The sequence below is a fragment of the Porphyromonas cangingivalis genome, assembly GCF_900638305.1.
GTDB classification, from domain to species: domain Bacteria; phylum Bacteroidota; class Bacteroidia; order Bacteroidales; family Porphyromonadaceae; genus Porphyromonas_A; species Porphyromonas_A cangingivalis.
The window spans coordinates 2,115,823-2,130,914 of sequence record NZ_LR134506.1; the positions used below are offsets into that span (position 1 = coordinate 2,115,823).

General features: G+C 51.8%; 14 protein-coding genes. 10 read left to right on the plus strand and 4 right to left on the minus strand.

Annotation, left to right across the window (positions count from 1 at the left end; genetic code table 11):
* Positions 1 to 18: 18 nt before the first annotated feature.
* The 3 genes from EL262_RS08870 to dxs are packed head-to-tail and all read right to left on the minus strand — an operon-like array spanning position 19 to position 4,796.
* Positions 19 to 1,512: a TrkH family potassium uptake protein gene (locus tag EL262_RS08870; protein WP_174706351.1), complete on the minus strand. Its 1,494-nt coding sequence runs from the start codon at positions 1,510 to 1,512 to the stop codon at positions 19 to 21.
* 28 nt (positions 1,513 to 1,540) lie between these two features.
* On the minus strand, positions 1,541 to 2,884 hold the full coding sequence (gene trkA, locus EL262_RS08875; RefSeq protein ID WP_036844328.1) for a Trk system potassium transporter TrkA: 1,344 nt from the start codon (positions 2,882 to 2,884) through the stop codon (positions 1,541 to 1,543).
* A 1-nt stretch (position 2,885) separates the two neighbouring features.
* On the minus strand, positions 2,886 to 4,796 hold the full coding sequence (dxs, locus tag EL262_RS08880; RefSeq protein ID WP_078735486.1) for a 1-deoxy-D-xylulose-5-phosphate synthase: 1,911 nt from the start codon (positions 4,794 to 4,796) through the stop codon (positions 2,886 to 2,888).
* 342 nt (positions 4,797 to 5,138) lie between these two features.
* On the opposite strand from dxs, the gene EL262_RS08885 reads away from it, so the two are divergent.
* The 9 genes from EL262_RS08885 to EL262_RS08925 all read left to right on the plus strand — a co-directional run bounded on the left by EL262_RS08885 (position 5,139) and on the right by EL262_RS08925 (position 13,396).
* Positions 5,139 to 5,483, plus strand: a complete 345-nt coding sequence (locus EL262_RS08885) for a TM2 domain-containing protein (protein ID WP_025836797.1) — start codon at positions 5,139 to 5,141, stop codon at positions 5,481 to 5,483.
* Complete coding sequence (locus EL262_RS08890; RefSeq protein WP_025836799.1) at positions 5,480 to 5,896, plus strand: DUF2752 domain-containing protein; 417 nt, start codon at positions 5,480 to 5,482, stop codon at positions 5,894 to 5,896. The genes EL262_RS08885 and EL262_RS08890 overlap by 4 nt, the downstream gene beginning before the upstream one ends.
* Positions 5,897 to 5,993: 97 nt before the next feature.
* Entirely contained in the window at positions 5,994 to 6,911 is a 918-nt protein-coding gene (locus EL262_RS08895; RefSeq protein ID WP_025836801.1) for a transglutaminase-like domain-containing protein, read from the plus strand.
* Positions 6,912 to 7,035: 124 nt separating this feature from the next.
* Positions 7,036 to 7,587, plus strand: a complete 552-nt coding sequence (locus tag EL262_RS08900; RefSeq protein ID WP_025836803.1) for a nitroreductase family protein — start codon at positions 7,036 to 7,038, stop codon at positions 7,585 to 7,587.
* A gap of 82 nt (positions 7,588 to 7,669) precedes the next feature.
* Positions 7,670 to 8,092, plus strand: coding sequence for a DUF2721 domain-containing protein (locus tag EL262_RS08905; RefSeq protein ID WP_025836804.1), 423 nt, complete (start codon positions 7,670 to 7,672; stop codon positions 8,090 to 8,092).
* Between the two features lie 404 nt (positions 8,093 to 8,496).
* Entirely contained in the window at positions 8,497 to 9,936 is a 1,440-nt protein-coding gene (locus EL262_RS08910) for an SGNH/GDSL hydrolase family protein (protein WP_126464412.1), read from the plus strand.
* On the plus strand, positions 9,923 to 11,131 hold the full coding sequence (locus EL262_RS08915; protein ID WP_078735488.1) for a GDSL-type esterase/lipase family protein: 1,209 nt from the start codon (positions 9,923 to 9,925) through the stop codon (positions 11,129 to 11,131). The genes EL262_RS08910 and EL262_RS08915 overlap by 14 nt, the downstream gene beginning before the upstream one ends.
* A gap of 54 nt (positions 11,132 to 11,185) precedes the next feature.
* Complete coding sequence (locus tag EL262_RS08920; RefSeq protein ID WP_420874817.1) at positions 11,186 to 12,736, plus strand: MBOAT family O-acyltransferase; 1,551 nt, start codon at positions 11,186 to 11,188, stop codon at positions 12,734 to 12,736.
* 51 nt (positions 12,737 to 12,787) lie between these two features.
* On the plus strand, positions 12,788 to 13,396 hold the full coding sequence (locus tag EL262_RS08925; protein ID WP_036851726.1) for a hypothetical protein: 609 nt from the start codon (positions 12,788 to 12,790) through the stop codon (positions 13,394 to 13,396).
* An 85-nt stretch (positions 13,397 to 13,481) separates the two neighbouring features.
* On the opposite strand, the gene EL262_RS08930 is transcribed toward EL262_RS08925, so the two are convergent.
* On the minus strand, positions 13,482 to 13,997 hold the full coding sequence (locus tag EL262_RS08930; RefSeq protein WP_174706352.1) for a GAF domain-containing protein: 516 nt from the start codon (positions 13,995 to 13,997) through the stop codon (positions 13,482 to 13,484).
* Positions 13,998 to 14,465: 468 nt separating this feature from the next.
* Here EL262_RS08930 and EL262_RS08935 point away from each other — a divergent pair, with 468 nt between their 5' ends.
* Positions 14,466 to 14,933 (plus strand): hypothetical protein, encoded by a 468-nt coding sequence (locus tag EL262_RS08935; protein ID WP_025836815.1) that lies wholly within the window; start codon positions 14,466 to 14,468, stop codon positions 14,931 to 14,933.
* Positions 14,934 to 15,092: the final 159 nt, after the last annotated feature.

Here is a 15,092-nt window from a genome sequence, read left to right on the forward strand (position 1 = left end):
TTTATGTGGTTTGTTTCGTTAGCTGCGCCAGAAGCTGGGTAGGATGATGGTGAGGACGGTGAAGATCTCCAGACGTCCCATGACCATGATCACGCTGAGGAGGATCTTGGAGTGTGAGGAGAGGCTCGCAAAGTTGTTCACCGGACCGAAAGTGCCGATGCCCGGCCCTGTGTTCGAGATAGAGGTCAAGGCAGCGGAGATGCTCTCCTCCACAGTGAAGCCATCCATGCTGACAATCACTGCGCCTATCATCATCAGGCAGAGGTAGGCGAAGAAGAAGGCCAAGACCTGATGGACGACCTTCCCGGGTATGGGGTGTCCGTCTATGCGGACGGGGAGCATGGCATTGGGGTGTGTGCGTTTGTGAAACTCGTTGCGGAGATTCTTGCCGAGGATGATGAAGCGTGCGACCTTGAGCCCCCCACTGGTAGAGCCGGCACAACCTCCGACAAACATCGCAAAGAGCATGACGAAGCTGAAGAAGGGGTACCAGTTGTTGTAGTCATCCAAGACATACCCCGTGGAGGTGATGATACTGACGATGTGATAGAATGCACCCCAGACCGCTTCGAAGAGAGTGGGCTTTACACCCTTGAAGAATAGGAACAACGATGCTATCAGCGTGAGTACACCGATGATGGCAAGGAAGGCTCTGAATTCGACATCCGTAAAGAGCTTGGCTCCTCTCCCTCTGAGCGCAAAGTAGAGGAGCGAGAAGTTGGTCGCCCCACAGAGCATGAAGATGACGGTGATGACCTGTATATAGAAGGAGTCGTACGCTGCGATAGAAGCATTGCGAGGAGAGAAGCCTCCTGTGGAGATGCAGGTCGTGGCGTGACAGACGGCATCATAAAGTCCCATGGGGCCGGCCCAGAGGAGAAGGACACAGAGCATGCTCAGACCGACATAGATGAGTGAGACCCATTTCGCCATCATCCCCACTCGTGGCAGGAAGCGTTCGTGGGTGACACCTGTGGTCTCGCTATTGTACAGAAGTGAGGCACTGCCGCCCATGATGGGTACGAGTGCCACGACAAAGACGACGATCCCGATACCGCCGACCCACTGTGTCACACTTCGCCAGAAGAGGATGCTCCGAGGGAGGGCTTCGATGTCTGTGAGGATCGTCCCGCCTGTCGTCGTAAAGCCCGAGATGGTCTCAAAGAAGGCATCTGCAAAAGTTGGTACAAAATCCCCCAGCAGATAGGGCAACATCCCTATCAGTGAGACGACAAACCAACTCATTGCCACGCTCAACATCCCCTCTCTCCGTCCGGCATTGTAGTCTTTGGCATTGCGCCCGATGAAGAGAAGGAGCAGTCCTACCACGGCCATCAGTCCTGCGGTGATCTCAAGCGGTCGCAGTCCTGCATCGTGATAGTAGAGCGAGATGAGGATGGCAATGACCAAAAACGGGACTTGCATCGTACACAAGAAGCCCATCATCTTGGCGACGTAGCGATAGTTAAACTTCCTTGAGAATGAAGGGTTGTCAAATATCCGTTGTGGCATATCGTCCGATTTATCTTAGACTTGTGTGTTAAGCGAAGAGACTCCTGATCCGAGACATCGGTGTATCGACACAGAAGATCATCACGACATCCTTGGGGCGGATGACCGTGTTACCATCGATGAGGATGGCCTGCCCTTCGCGCAAAAGACCACCGAGGGTGATGCCTTTGGGTAGTTTGAGGTCTTTCACCGGAGCCTTGGTGATCTTCGACGCCGGTGTGGCGACGACCTCCAACACATCTGCCTGACCGATGGAGAGACACTTCACGTTGGTGACGTCGATATTGAGCAAATGGCGGAAGATGGATGCTGCGGCAAGGAGCTTTTTATTGATAAGGTTGCCGATGTCCATCTGTACCGCTATGTCGAGGTAGTCGATGTTTTCGATGCGAGCGACGGTACGGTAGACACCCATACGCTTTGCCGCCACGGTCGCCAGCATGTTGGCTTCCGAATTGGCCGTGAGGGCAAGGAATGCCTGCGAAAGCTCGATCCCCTCCTCCTTGAGGAGTCGAGGGTCTCTTGCATCACCGTTGATCACCATGACATTGCTCGGAGCCGCATCTATAAGGCGTTTGCAGTGGTCGTGATCAAGTTCGATGATCTTGATCTTGAAGTCCGATGGCAGGAGTTCGGCCGCACGTAGCGCGATACGGCTCCCACCCATGATGAACACCTTCTTGACCTGTATGTCCTCCTTCCCACAAAACTGTCGCACGGTGTCTTTATCCTCCGGAGCGCACGTAAAGAAGACGATGTCTCCGGCTTGTATGATGTCGGCACCCGTAGGTATGATGGTGTGGTATAGTCTCCGTACCGCCACGATGTGGAAGAGCTTCGTCTCCAGATCTCCCAACTCGTACAGATGTCGCCCCACAAGTCTTGAGTGGGGCTCGATCTTGACGGCGATAAGATCAAGTTTGCCATCGAAGAGGCTCCAGTACTGACGCGTCCAAGGCAACTTCAGTCCCGAGGCGATCTCTTTCGCCGCCAGGAGCTCGGGATAGACCATGTCGTCGATACCGAGAGAAGCGAGGAACGCCTTCTTGTCCGGCTGGAGGTATTCGTTGTTGTTGATGCGTGCCATGGTCTTTTTCGCACCCAACTTCGATGCCAAGATGCACGCCACGACATTCATACTCTCCTCGGGGGTGACACTGATGAAGAGTTCGGCCTCTCCGGCACCCGCCATGGCGAGAGCCTTCATCGAGGTCGGATTGCCGAGCACAGGCATGATGTCGAAGTTGTCATCGTGCGCAAACTCCAGCCGCTTGTGGTCGTTGTCCAAGAGGACGATGTCGTGATTTTCGGTCGAAAGTAGTTTGGCAAGGTGGGTGCCGACCTCTCCCGCACCTGCTATGAGTATCTTCATTTTAGTTTGTTCGAGCGTTTTGCAATATCTCCAGAGCCTTCGTTTCCATACTCCGGACATCCAGACCGCAGTGTTCGTGCTGGATGTCCACACGACCCTGCTTGACAAAAGTATCCGGTATCCCCCATCGTGTCACAGGGACGATGGCACCATGTGTCGAGAAGAGCTCCAGCACAGCACTCCCCATGCCACCCATGAGCGCACCATCCTCGATGGTGATCACGTGCTTGTAGGTCTTCGTGAGTCCAAGTAGCAACTCCTCATCCAAGGGCTTGACAAATCTGAGGTTGACGTGTCCCGGGTCATATCCTTTTTCGACAAGGTTGCTGACCACCTTAGACACCTCGCTCCCGAGAGGTCCATAGCTCACGAAGACGATGTCACTGCCTTGTCGCTTGATCTCGGCCTTACCGAGTGGCAACTCTCTGAATTCCGTGCGCCAATGTGGACAAGACCCCGTACCTCTCGGATAACGGATGACGAAAGGCCCTTCCTCGTGGTGCTTGTACGCCGTGTACATCATCATCCTGAGCTCCTCTTCGTCGTATGGAGACATGAGGGTAAGTCCTGGGATACATCTCAGGTAGGGGATGTCGTACACCCCATGATGTGTCATGCCGTCTTCGCCCACAAGTCCTCCTCTGTCGAGGCAGAAGATCACGGGTGCCGACTGCATTGCGGCATCGTGGATGACTTGGTCGTAGCCTCTCTGCATAAAGGACGAGTAGACATTGCAGAACGGTATCGCCCCCTGCAGTGCCATCCCTGCCGAGAAGGTCACGGCATGACCCTCGGCGATCCCCACATCGAAGCTCCTGTCGGGGTACTTCTTCATGAGATAAGTCATCGAGCACCCCGAAGGCATTGCCGGAGTGACCCCCACGACCCTCTCATCCATGTCTGCCAGCTCCACAAGGGTATGACCGAAGACATCCTGGAACTTCATCGGATCATCCGGAAGAGGCACTTTGGCCTTGATCTGTCCCGTCTCCACATCGAAGCACCCCGGAGCGTGCCAGACGACGGCACTCTCTTCGGCAGGGGCATAGCCTTTGCCCTTTACGGTCTGAATGTGAAGGAGCTTGGGGCCATCGAAGTCCTTGATGTCTCGGAGGACACGGACGAGTCCCTGGACATCGTGCCCATCGACAGGTCCTATGTATCTGATGCTGAAGCCCTCGAAGAGGTTATGTCTGTCGCTGAGGAGGGCTTTGAGGCTGTTGTTGAATCTAAGGATGCTTGATCTGCGCTTTTCGTCGATGAGGTTAAGGTTTTTGAGCGTCTTGTAGCCCTCATGGCGCACCTTATTGTACGTCTTGCTCGTGATGATGTCGACGAGATAACGGCTGAGTGCACCGGTGCTCTCATCTATGGACATGTTGTTGTCGTTGAGGACGATAAGGAGGTTGTTGGGGTGTGTGCAGGCATTGTTGAGCCCTTCGAAAGCAAGTCCGCCCGTCATGGCACCATCACCGATGACCGCCACGACCTGATTGTCCTTGCCCGCCAAACGATCCGCCACAGCCAGGCCAAGTGCCGCCGAAATGGAGTTGGAGGCATGTCCCGCCACAAAAGCATCGTACTCACTCTCCGCAGGGTGGGTAAAGCCACTGAGCCCACCCCACTTGCGCAAGCTGTGGAAGTTGTCCCTGCGCCCCGTGAGTATCTTGTGCGGATAAGCCTGATGTCCCACGTCCCAGACCAGCTTATCATCCGGCAGGTCAAAGACATAGTGGAGTGCCACAGTAAGCTCCACGACCCCGAGCCCTGCGCCCAAGTGACCGGGATTGCGGCTCAGTTCGTCCAACAAGAATGTCCGTATCTCTGCGCACAACTCGGGGAGCTGTTCCTCTTTCAGTTGCTTGAGATCTTTAGGGCTGTTGATATGGTATAAGTACTTATAATCCTTCATTTACGATACGCTGTGAGGTTCTTTTAGTGTATCAAGCATTCTATTTTAATTGCAAATGTACCCAATTCCGCCCAATCTTGACAATGATAACACCCTCAATCGCAAATATCCACACCGAGATCCCCTCGTGTCTGTGCTAATTGGCAGTTGTTCAGATAATTTCATAGGGATCGTAGTGCCCTTTTTACAGCCTTCTCACTTGTGAAAGCCTCGACACGCCACATGCTAACGGTCGACAGAAAACATTCCGATTCGAAACGACATCATGAGACTTGAAAAAGCGATAATTATTGTATATTTGAGCCAAATTAATAATACAAAATCTAAACACCCAACACGATTATGGATGTCGAAAAAGTAGACCAATATCTGATGATGTCTGCGAAGTTTTTTCCTGAAAACCAGCTCCCGTTCATCAGGCAAGCCCTCCTTGGTGCCAATGAAGCACAGTTCAGCAACGTACAGTTTTTGCAGTACAAAGACCCCACGATAGCACTCATCTTGTCACTCCTTGCCGGCACTCTCGGTGCAGACCGCTTTTATCTCGGACAGGTAGGATTGGGTCTGCTCAAACTATTCACCTGCGGAGGTGCGACCTTGTGGGCATTGGTGGACATCTTCCTCATCATGGGTACGACAAAGGAAGAGAATATGGCGAGGCTCTTTCAGGTGCTTCATCTCAGGTGAGCCCACGTCGCTTTTATACCTTTGCCATCATACTCTTCGGGGGAGCTTATCTATGGCTTTGGAAGGTCGGGGGGAGTGAGTCCTCGGGCGGTGTGTTTTGCTGGTTCAGACGCTTGTTCGAAGTGCCTTGCCCCTCCTGTGGCTCTACACGAGCCGTGCTGTCCGCATGGGATGGTCACCTGCTCGAAGCATTGAAGCTCAATCCTTTGGGGGTGCTGTATCTGGTGCTTCTCATCGTGTTTCCACTCTGGCTCTTGTGGGATTTGCTCTCTCGCAAGCGTACGATGTACCGCACATACGACAGATGTGAGATCTTGCTGGGGCGTAGACCGGTGCTGTATGCCGTCATTGCACTCATCCTCATCAACTGGGGCTGGGTACTGTACAACCACTTTTCACACACTTCACTCTGAACTCTCTTTCGGCTCGTGCCATTTTTACCCATTCGGGTATTGTGGGGAGGATGGTGTTTGCATACTTTTGCGTCAAAATCTAATTAATGTATCGAATATGAAGAAATTTCTAAAAATTTTGGGGCTTGCCATTGCATCTGTTTTGGCTCTGCTGGTCGTCTTGATTCTCCTTGCACGGTATGTGTTCAAAGAACAGCTGCAGGGCTGGGTCAATGACATGGATAAGGGATCCCGTGTCGAACTTCTCCGTACTTCGGGAGCTTTCGAGCCCGATACCATCTCATTTGACTTCGAGTACATCTCTTCTGTGGAGCGTACGCAGGCCATACGCGACTATTTCGGTCTCGACAGCCTGCTTGTCGGGAGTACGGACACGTGGAGCAAAGCCATTAAGTTGGCGGGCATTGCCGCCCAGGTCAAGCACGACAATTCTGATCCATGGCCTTCCAAGCACAACGCCATCGACTTATGGGAGTGGAGCAAGCAGAATCCGGGTGGCTTCAACTGCCGTATGCACTCCATCCTCCTGCATGAGTTGCTCCTCGCCGAAGGTATCTTCAACCGTGTCGTGACCTGTATGCCTGAGGATGAGTCCGACAGTGACTGTCATGTCGTCAACGTCGTATGGCTCCCCGAACAAGAGCGGTGGGTGATGATAGACTCGGACAATGGTTGCTATATCGCAGACGAAAACGGTACCCCTATCTCACTCAGAGAGATGCGCGAACGCTTCATCGCTGACCAACCGATGCAGATACACAGGCTCAATGGAGAGAAGATCACCAATACTTACCTCCTCCCTTATTGGGCTAAGAACCTCTACTACTTCAGTTCGATAGAGACCACTGCATACGATATCGAGACCTCGGGTACTTCGGATCTGATTTATGTCTATCTTCTCTCCGACCCCAAGGTCCGAGACCGGGTACGTTCCGACAGATCCAAAGCGGTCTTCACGACGGATGTCGACCGCTTTTGGGCTGCACCTTCGGACACGATCAAGATTGTCCCCTGACCGCAGATCAAGATACACCAAGATGCAGGCGACGGTAGGGCTCGATGCTCTGCTGTCGCCTGTCTTGTTTGAGCGGATTTTGTATCTTTGTGTCAATGTTGTACAATAAAATGGATATAAAATAATGAAAGACTTAAAGCTCATCGATGCCATCCGCACACGCCGTAGCATCCGTATCTATCATAAAGACCGCCCTGTCACCGAGGAGCAACTCGCCCTCATCATCGAAGCCGGTCTCCGTGCCCCTTCTTCGATGAATAGGCATACGACACGATTTCTCATCATCGAAGACAGAGAGAGGCTCACTGCCCTTGGCGCATTGAGGGAGAAAGGCTGTGCCTTCCTTGCCGATGTCCCTGTCGCTGTCGTCCTCCTCTCTTCGCCCGAAGACTGTGCTCTCTGGATGGCAGATGCCGCTCTTGCAGCCGGTTATATGCAACTCCAGGCTTGGGATATGGGGCTTGGCTCATGCTGGGCTGAGGTCGATGGACGCTTCCGCCCCGACGGAGAGCCTTCTGAAGAGTACGTACGCCGACTGCTGGACATCCCTTCGGACCTCAAGGTCGTCTGTGTCCTCGGCTTCGGCCATGTCAATGGAGATGCTCCCGAGCGACCCATAGACAGCTTGAAGTGGGAGAAGGTGCACCGTGGCTCTCTCGATAAGTCTTACAAGTAAAAGAGGTTTCGGGGCGATCGGCTCATCATGGGCGAACCCCTACGAAGATCTCAATAAGTGACACCATAATACCTCGTACCGTATGCAACCATTATCTCTGACGACACCATCGCTCCTCTTTTCGGCGATCACACTCATCCTCTTGTCTTACACCAATAGGTTCCTCTCCTATGCTCAGCTCGTGCGCACCCTTCAGCAGCAGAGTGCGGACAACCCCGCCCGTACACGAGGACAGATCGCCAACCTCTACCGCCGTCTGCGTCTCATCCGTGCCATGCAGGTGCTCGGGGTGGGCAGCCTCCTCTTGTGTGTGGTGGCTATGTTCTGCATCTACATTACCTGGCAGGTGGCCGGTGAAGTGATCTTCGGTCTCGGCATGATCTCGCTGGCACTTTCGCTGGCATTGTGTCTCAAGGAGATACTGATCTCGATAGAGGCTCTGCACATCAACCTTGAGTCCATGGGGCCTGAGGAACAAGTCATGGACGAAAAGGAGAAGGAATAAGTCCGCCGTCCCCTGCATACAAGTAAATCACCAAGGGCGGTACCGACACTCTCGAATGTCGGTATCGCCCTTGATGTATCCGTATGACTTTAGGTGTAAGGCGATCGCTCCCCAAAAGTCCATGGAAGCGATAAAACAAGTCTTACGACTCGATGACGAAAGTCGTAAGGATCGATGAAACAAGTCCTACGACTTTTTTATGGTGGGCGAGTGATGCTGTCTTTGAGGACTTTGTGATGAAGACTGAAGTTTGTGCTAATCTCTCTGAAATTCAGACATAAAAGGTGTAAAATTGAAAACTCATTCGTTTCTTCTTTTTATCTTTGCACTCTCCTGAGATCCGAGCTCTGTACGAGAGACTTCGTGAAGGATAGGGTATAATCTTTACATCTTTCAAAAATATAATGAGCGAAAAGCAGCAAAATAGTAAAATGTTTGCCCTTTGGGTGATGTTGGTCATTGTTCTCTTCATCGTCGTGGGGATGTATTACCTTCCGACAAAGTTGGGCGAGTTCGAACTGAAGCCAGTGGATATCCTTTCCGAACTGAGAGTGGATCAAGACAAGGGCAGCGATGCTGACAGCCTGTTCTTGGGGGGCGACGAAGGTGATGACCTCTTGGCTCAGCAGAGGAGAGACAGCCTCAGATTGCTTGCGATGCACAACGACTCCCTCCGTGTGTTGGCACGACAGGACTCTCTCTACCGTAGTCTCAAGGAGAGTCATGTCGCTGACAGTGTGACCGCCGAGGAGGTGCTCTTCGAGGACTTCTCTCCGGGACATACGGGGTTGAAGTCGTTCTTCGATGGACTCAAAGGGCGCACGATGTCGGATGCTCCGATCTATATTGCTGCCCTCGGGGATTCGTTTATCGAAGCGGATATATTTACTCTCGACGTCCGTCATCTCCTGCAACAACGCTATGGCGGAGGTGGGGTAGGATGGATGCCTCTGTATTCGCAGGTCAGTGGTTATCGCCAAGGGGTGACGCAGAGAAGCAAGGGGTGGAAGGAGACGACCCTGCTCCAAAAGTCAAAGTCCCCCTTCCCTCTCTCCGGAAGGTCATTCAAAGCATCGGGCAAGGCTTCGGTGGAGTATGAGCTCTCGGACGCTCCCGATGTCGCAAGCAGTGTCACACGCCTTTACTATGCCTCGCCTCAGGATTTAGAAGTGAGCTACAAGGCCGGTGACAGCACAATGATGCTGACCCTACCGGCCATGACGACCATCGGCGAATACACGTTCCCTATCTCTGCCGGAAAGGTGGCACTCTCGGTAGACAATGCCGCAGAGGCTACATTTTACGGAATGTCGCTGGAGACCGATAGAGGTGTGGTGCTGGACAACCATTCGCTCAGAGGCAATAGCGGTATCCCTTTTGCAAGTCTGGACAAGGATCTGGGATATGGACTTCAGGCTGAGCGTCCTTATCGTCTGATCATCCTTCAATACGGACTGAATGTTGCCAATACCAAGCAACGCAACTATCGCAGTTATGGAAACACTATGATAAAGGCGGTACAACGCCTTCAAGAACTCTTCCCCGATGCATCGATCCTCATCATGGGCGTGTCGGACAGAGGGGTGAGGGAGTCGGGCAAGTTTGTCTCGATGCCGACTCTGTCTCACTTCATCGCCGAGCAACGCCGTGTGGCACAGGAGACGGGAGTGGTCTTCTGGGATACCTATGCCGCCATGCAGAGACTCGGAGGCATAGGCACATTTGTCTCCAAGGGGTGGGCCGCGAAGGACTACACCCACATGAGTTTCAAGGGGGGACGACGCCTGGCGGAGGAGATGCTCAAGGCATTTGATTTTGAAAACAAGTATTATGAAGCATTGTAGTAAGACAAGTATATATTGGCCATGCCGGACATTCCGACAGCGTGCCCTCCTGCTGATGGTGGTGGGATGGCTCTCTGTCATCGGAGGCATGGCGCAGGGCAGAGCTCCGGCAGACTCTCTCTCTCATAAGGGCGTGGAGGGCTATCTCAGAACACTGCTACAACCCATACGTGAGGGGCTCAAGTCCGGTAATTCTGTCGTGGAGGTCATCCATCTCGGTGACAGTCACACGCAGTCGGGGTACCTGACACAGGTCATACGCGAACGCCTGCAGGCCAAGTATGGTGATGCCGGTCGTGGTTGGCTCACCCCATACAAGATGGCGAGGACGAACCAGCCCTTCGATTACAGCATCACTTCGACGGGGAAAAACTGGAAGTCGGAGAAGATCAGTTATGTCAATCCCGCACCTCTCGTAGGTCCGGGAGGGGTCGTCCTCACTCAGACACAGAAGTCCGCACCGATGTTTCATGTCTCGGTGCGTTCAGGGACTTTTGATCGTGTCCTCGTCTGTCGCAGTGCTCGTTCGCCATCACTCTTCGTCGTGGGGGCAAAGGGGGTGACGAGACCCGGCTACGGCTACGGTACGGAGTATGTCATGGATACGATAGACCTCGTCTCCCCTACGGATAAGATACAATTGCAAGGACAACGCCCTACTTCCGGATCGGTGGAGTATGCAGGCTTCAGTCTTCATCTCAAGAAGGCACACGGTGTGCGTTACCACGACATTGCGCTCAATGGTGCTATGTTCAGGGTCTTCAACCGTCCTCACTTCGTCCAGAACCTGAGCTTGCTCAAGCCTCGCCTCATGATCATCTCCCTTGGGACGAATGAGGCCATCGGCAAGTGCGATGCTGATATCTTCCGCAAGGACGTCAAGAACCTCCTCTCTGCTCTCCGTAAGGAGCACCCTCGCACCGTCTTTATCTTCACCACCCCTCCTGTGGCTTACAATAAGAAAGGTGCACCGGTGCCGACCATCGAGACCGTCCACAAAGTGCTTCACGAAGTGGCAGATCAAGAGCGGATCGGTGTCATCGACCTCTTTCAACTCATGGGGGGATTTGACAAAGGTAGTCGTCTCATGAAAGATGCCAAATACCTCTCACGTGATGGCATCCACTACACCGTCTCCGGCTATCTCTATCTGGGGGACCTCGTGGCCGAGGCACTGATGAAGGCATTGGAGTGAATGATACACTAATTATAACAGACTGAAACAGCAATCAACACATACCCTTACGAAATGATGGATGATATCTTATCCTTCTTTGGCGGACTCGACTTTGCCCGCATCCTTGACCTGCTGAAGTACAATCCCGAGTCTCCGATGATATTCTCTTCGGGGTTGTTCTTCTTATTGTTTATAGGCTTCTTCACGATCTACGGACTTTTGAGGCACGCTCCCCGTTTGCGTATCTTGTATGTCGTGGCATTTTCGCTCTTCTTCTACTACAAGAGTAGCGGTATCTATGTCTTGTTATTGATACTTGCGGCGACAAGCGACTTCATCATTGCGAAGATGATGACCAAAGAGACGATACCGACGAAACGAAAGTTGTGGTTGCTCCTCAGTATGTGTGTCAATCTCGGCATCCTCTCTTACTTCAAGTACTTCAACTTCCTCGGAGACCTCGGAGTCAATCTCCTTCACACCATCGGCACATGGACAGGCTATGCTCCATTTGCAGAGCTGGAGTGGACTGTGCTTCCGATCTTCCTGCCGGTGGGGATATCCTTCTATACGTTCCAGACGATGAGCTACATCATCGATATTTACAGAGGACGCATCACTCCGCTCAAGAGATGGATCGACTATGTCTTCTATGTGTCCTTCTTCCCACAGCTCGTCGCCGGTCCTATCGTGCGTGCCCTCGACTTCATCCCACAGATACATCGTGTGCCTGTGGTGACCAATTCCGATCTCGGCCGAGGTGTCTTTCTCATCATCACCGGTCTGATCAAGAAGGCCCTAATCTCCGACTACATCAGTCTCAACTTTGTCGACCGTATCTTCGATGCCCCACAGTTGTACACGGGGTTTGAGGTCTTGATGGGCGTATACGGCTATGCCCTCCAGATCTACTGTGACTTCTCCGGCTACTCGGATATGGCGATAGGTATTGCACTCTTCCTGGGATTCAAGTTCAACATCAACTTCAACTATCCCTATCGCTCCGCAACGATCACCGAGTTTTGGAGAAGGTGGCATATCTCCCTCTCCACATGGCTCAAAGACTATCTCTATATCCCCCTCGGTGGAAATCGTAAAGGTAAGTGGCGCACCTACCTCAATCTCTTCATCACCATGCTTCTCGGCGGGCTTTGGCACGGTGCTGCATTACGTTTTGTGCTCTGGGGCGCGATCCACGGTGTTGCCCTTGCGATCCACAAACTGATGATGCAGATCTTCCCGAGCCTCAAGACCGAAGGCCATGAGATGAAGCCCCACTGGAGGATCCTTTCGATGATCGGCACCTTCCACCTCGTCTGCTTCTCGTGGATCTTCTTCCGAGCGACAGATATGGCTCAGGTACAAGAGATATTGGTACGTATCACCACGGAGTTTCATCCCGAGCTGATGTGGGAAGTCATCACCGGCTATTCGACAGTCTTTGCGATCATGCTCTTCGGTTATGTCGCACATCTCCTCCCACAGAGAGCACTTGATGGTCTCGAAGGTGGTATCACTCGCTCACCGCTTGTGCTCAAGTCTCTCTATATCGCCATCGTGATCTTCATCATCTTTCAGGTAAAGAGTGCAGAAGTACAACCATTCATCTATTTCCAATTCTGATAATATTTATATATTTGCAAGAAGAAATATAATTGATTAAACACATAAACTATGAAAAAGATCATCATCACCCTCATCCTTGCAGCCTCATCGCTCTTTATGGCGAAGGCGCAAGATTACAAGCCCGAGTGGCAACAAGTAGATACGATGACCGTCACACGAATGCAGGCCGAAAGACGCCTTGCCTTTGTGGAAAAGACAGATGTCATCCCCATGTCTTTCTTTATCGAAGCCGGAGGGGCAGGATTAAGCCCTTTGAGTTTCAACTTTGAGACCCGTTTTGCACGTCAGCTCAATGGTTTGGGACTTCGTGTCGGTGCTTCATTTTTAGGATTTGGTAGCACAGGAATCGTCACTGTCCCTGTCCAGCTGACTTATTTGTTGGGACGGCGAGGCAACTACTTTGAGATAGGTGCCGGGGCAACTCTATTTCATGGTTATTCGTCTCTCTTCAGAGATCGTGATTATGGACCGGATTCAGGTAAGTCCAAAGACACCTATACAAGGCTGATTGGGACAACGACCTTTGGTTATCGTTACCAACCGGTCAAGGGGGGCTTCATGTTCAGAGCCGGTTTTGCTCCATTCCTGCATATAGAGGATGGTGATGTTATATTCTTCCCTTATATGCCTTACATTTCTTTGGGTTACTCCTTCTAAAGGAACAAGACAAGATACAAAACGGCGGAAGTCAGAGCATCTGACTTCCGCCGTTTTGCTTTATGTTTATGGCCGGCCTATCGGATCATATCTCTTGCAGACGAGCCCAAGGCAGGGTACTCAAGGCATCGCACACCATGGTCAGGTACTTCGCATCCACTTCGTCGAATGTCCCGACCTCTTCGCTGTCGATGTCCAAGACTGCCACCACTTCGCCCTTCAAAGAGTGTACCGGAAGGACGATCTCACTGCGCGAACGCGACGAACAAGCGATATGCCCCGGAAATAGTTCGACATCAGGTACGACCAATACCTTGTCCTGAGCCCAAGACTGTCCGCAGACACCCTTCCCATGCTTGATGCGTGTGCAGGCGAGAGGGCCTTGAAATGGGAAGAGTTGGAGCTCATCCTCTATCACGACATAAAATCCCGTCCATAACGGACGGAGGGTTTCGTGTATGGCAGCCACGATGTTGGATAGCTTGCTGATGGGATGATCGTCACTGGAGACGAAGTCCTCCACGACAGAAAGCAATAGGGGATATTTGCCCTCCTTTGTTTCAGAGGCGTTGATATTGTCTTGCAGATGTTCGAAACTCATAGGTCTTCTCTTGATTATAAATTGCTCAAAAACTCGGGACTGCCGGATCCGCATGTCCCCTGCAAATATAGCAATAGTCCCGAAACCTCCGTTCAGCATCGTTCGATTAAAGAACTCTGATCGAAGTGTGTACAAACGTGGAGAAAGCGGCTCAATTCTGTTTTTTCTCGACTCGCTCCCCATGGTAATGGGGGCAAAAAGTCGTAAGATTTGATTTCTACTCTCGGATGAGAGGTCTTTTTGATGCAAATATGGACGAGAGCCATCCTTAGTTCGGACATGTTTTATATATTTGCGCGAATCAATTAAACAGTATGAATGTTTGTATATGAAAAGAATTGTGATTGCCACCTTTTTGGCTGTTTGTTCATCTTTTGTGCTTCAGGCTCGGGGGAGTATAATTCCGAGTCGCAACAGCTGAGTGCCTCAAATGACCGGAGAATAAAAGTAGAAAGGCGGTCTGTTTCTGTGGATAGGACTGATGTTGTGCCGAAGTCCATCTTTGTCGAAGCGGCAGGGCTCGGCCTGACTCCTTTGAGTTTGAACTTTGAGACCCGTTTTGATCGTCGCCTCAACGGCTGGGGACTTCGTGTCGGTGGCTCTTACTATGGATCCGGTTCGAACGGTGTGGTGACCGTCCCCATACAAGTCAACTATTTGTTGGGTCGTAGAGGACGATACTTCGAGATGGGAGCAGGAGCGACATTCATGCGTGGTCACTACAGTCTCTATGACACGGGATGTGTCAGGAGGCATCGAAGCGGTTCAGACTTTAATTTGGCCGGGACATTGACTTTGGGCTTCCGATATCAGCCTGTAAAGGGGGGCTTTATGTTCAGAGTCGGATTTTCACCTATCCTTACGACCAAAGGAGAGGCGAATAAGCTTATTTTTGTACCCTATATACCTTATCTTTCGCTCGGATATTCTTTCTGAGGGCGGTACATGAGGTGTTGTGGTGAGTGTGAGGGGCAAGATGCATCAGTTGGATCTAAGGAGATACGCCGTAAAGCGAACAAGAGTTTGTAAATCAATCCATTTTGATCTGTGTCTTGTCTTTACATGTACCTCCGCTAAATATCGGTAACTATTAGA

What these genes read in the sequence shown, in the direction of transcription:
- EL262_RS08870 (WP_174706351.1), bottom strand. Translation starts at nt 1,512, where the DNA reads ATGCCACAACGGATATTTGACAACCCTTCATTCTCAAGGAAGTTTAAC.
- trkA (WP_036844328.1), bottom strand. Translation starts at nt 2,884, where the DNA reads ATGAAGATACTCATAGCAGGTGCGGGAGAGGTCGGCACCCACCTTGCC.
- dxs (WP_078735486.1), bottom strand. Translation starts at nt 4,796, where the DNA reads ATGAAGGATTATAAGTACTTATACCATATCAACAGCCCTAAAGATCTC.
- EL262_RS08885 (WP_025836797.1), top strand. Translation starts at nt 5,139, where the DNA reads ATGGATGTCGAAAAAGTAGACCAATATCTGATGATGTCTGCGAAGTTT.
- EL262_RS08895 (WP_025836801.1), top strand. Translation starts at nt 5,994, where the DNA reads ATGAAGAAATTTCTAAAAATTTTGGGGCTTGCCATTGCATCTGTTTTG.
- EL262_RS08900 (WP_025836803.1), top strand. Translation starts at nt 7,036, where the DNA reads ATGAAAGACTTAAAGCTCATCGATGCCATCCGCACACGCCGTAGCATC.
- EL262_RS08905 (WP_025836804.1), top strand. Translation starts at nt 7,670, where the DNA reads ATGCAACCATTATCTCTGACGACACCATCGCTCCTCTTTTCGGCGATC.
- EL262_RS08910 (WP_126464412.1), top strand. Translation starts at nt 8,497, where the DNA reads ATGAGCGAAAAGCAGCAAAATAGTAAAATGTTTGCCCTTTGGGTGATG.
- EL262_RS08915 (WP_078735488.1), top strand. Translation starts at nt 9,923, where the DNA reads ATGAAGCATTGTAGTAAGACAAGTATATATTGGCCATGCCGGACATTC.
- EL262_RS08920 (WP_420874817.1), top strand. Translation starts at nt 11,186, where the DNA reads ATGATGGATGATATCTTATCCTTCTTTGGCGGACTCGACTTTGCCCGC.
- EL262_RS08925 (WP_036851726.1), top strand. Translation starts at nt 12,788, where the DNA reads ATGAAAAAGATCATCATCACCCTCATCCTTGCAGCCTCATCGCTCTTT.
- EL262_RS08930 (WP_174706352.1), bottom strand. Translation starts at nt 13,997, where the DNA reads ATGAGTTTCGAACATCTGCAAGACAATATCAACGCCTCTGAAACAAAG.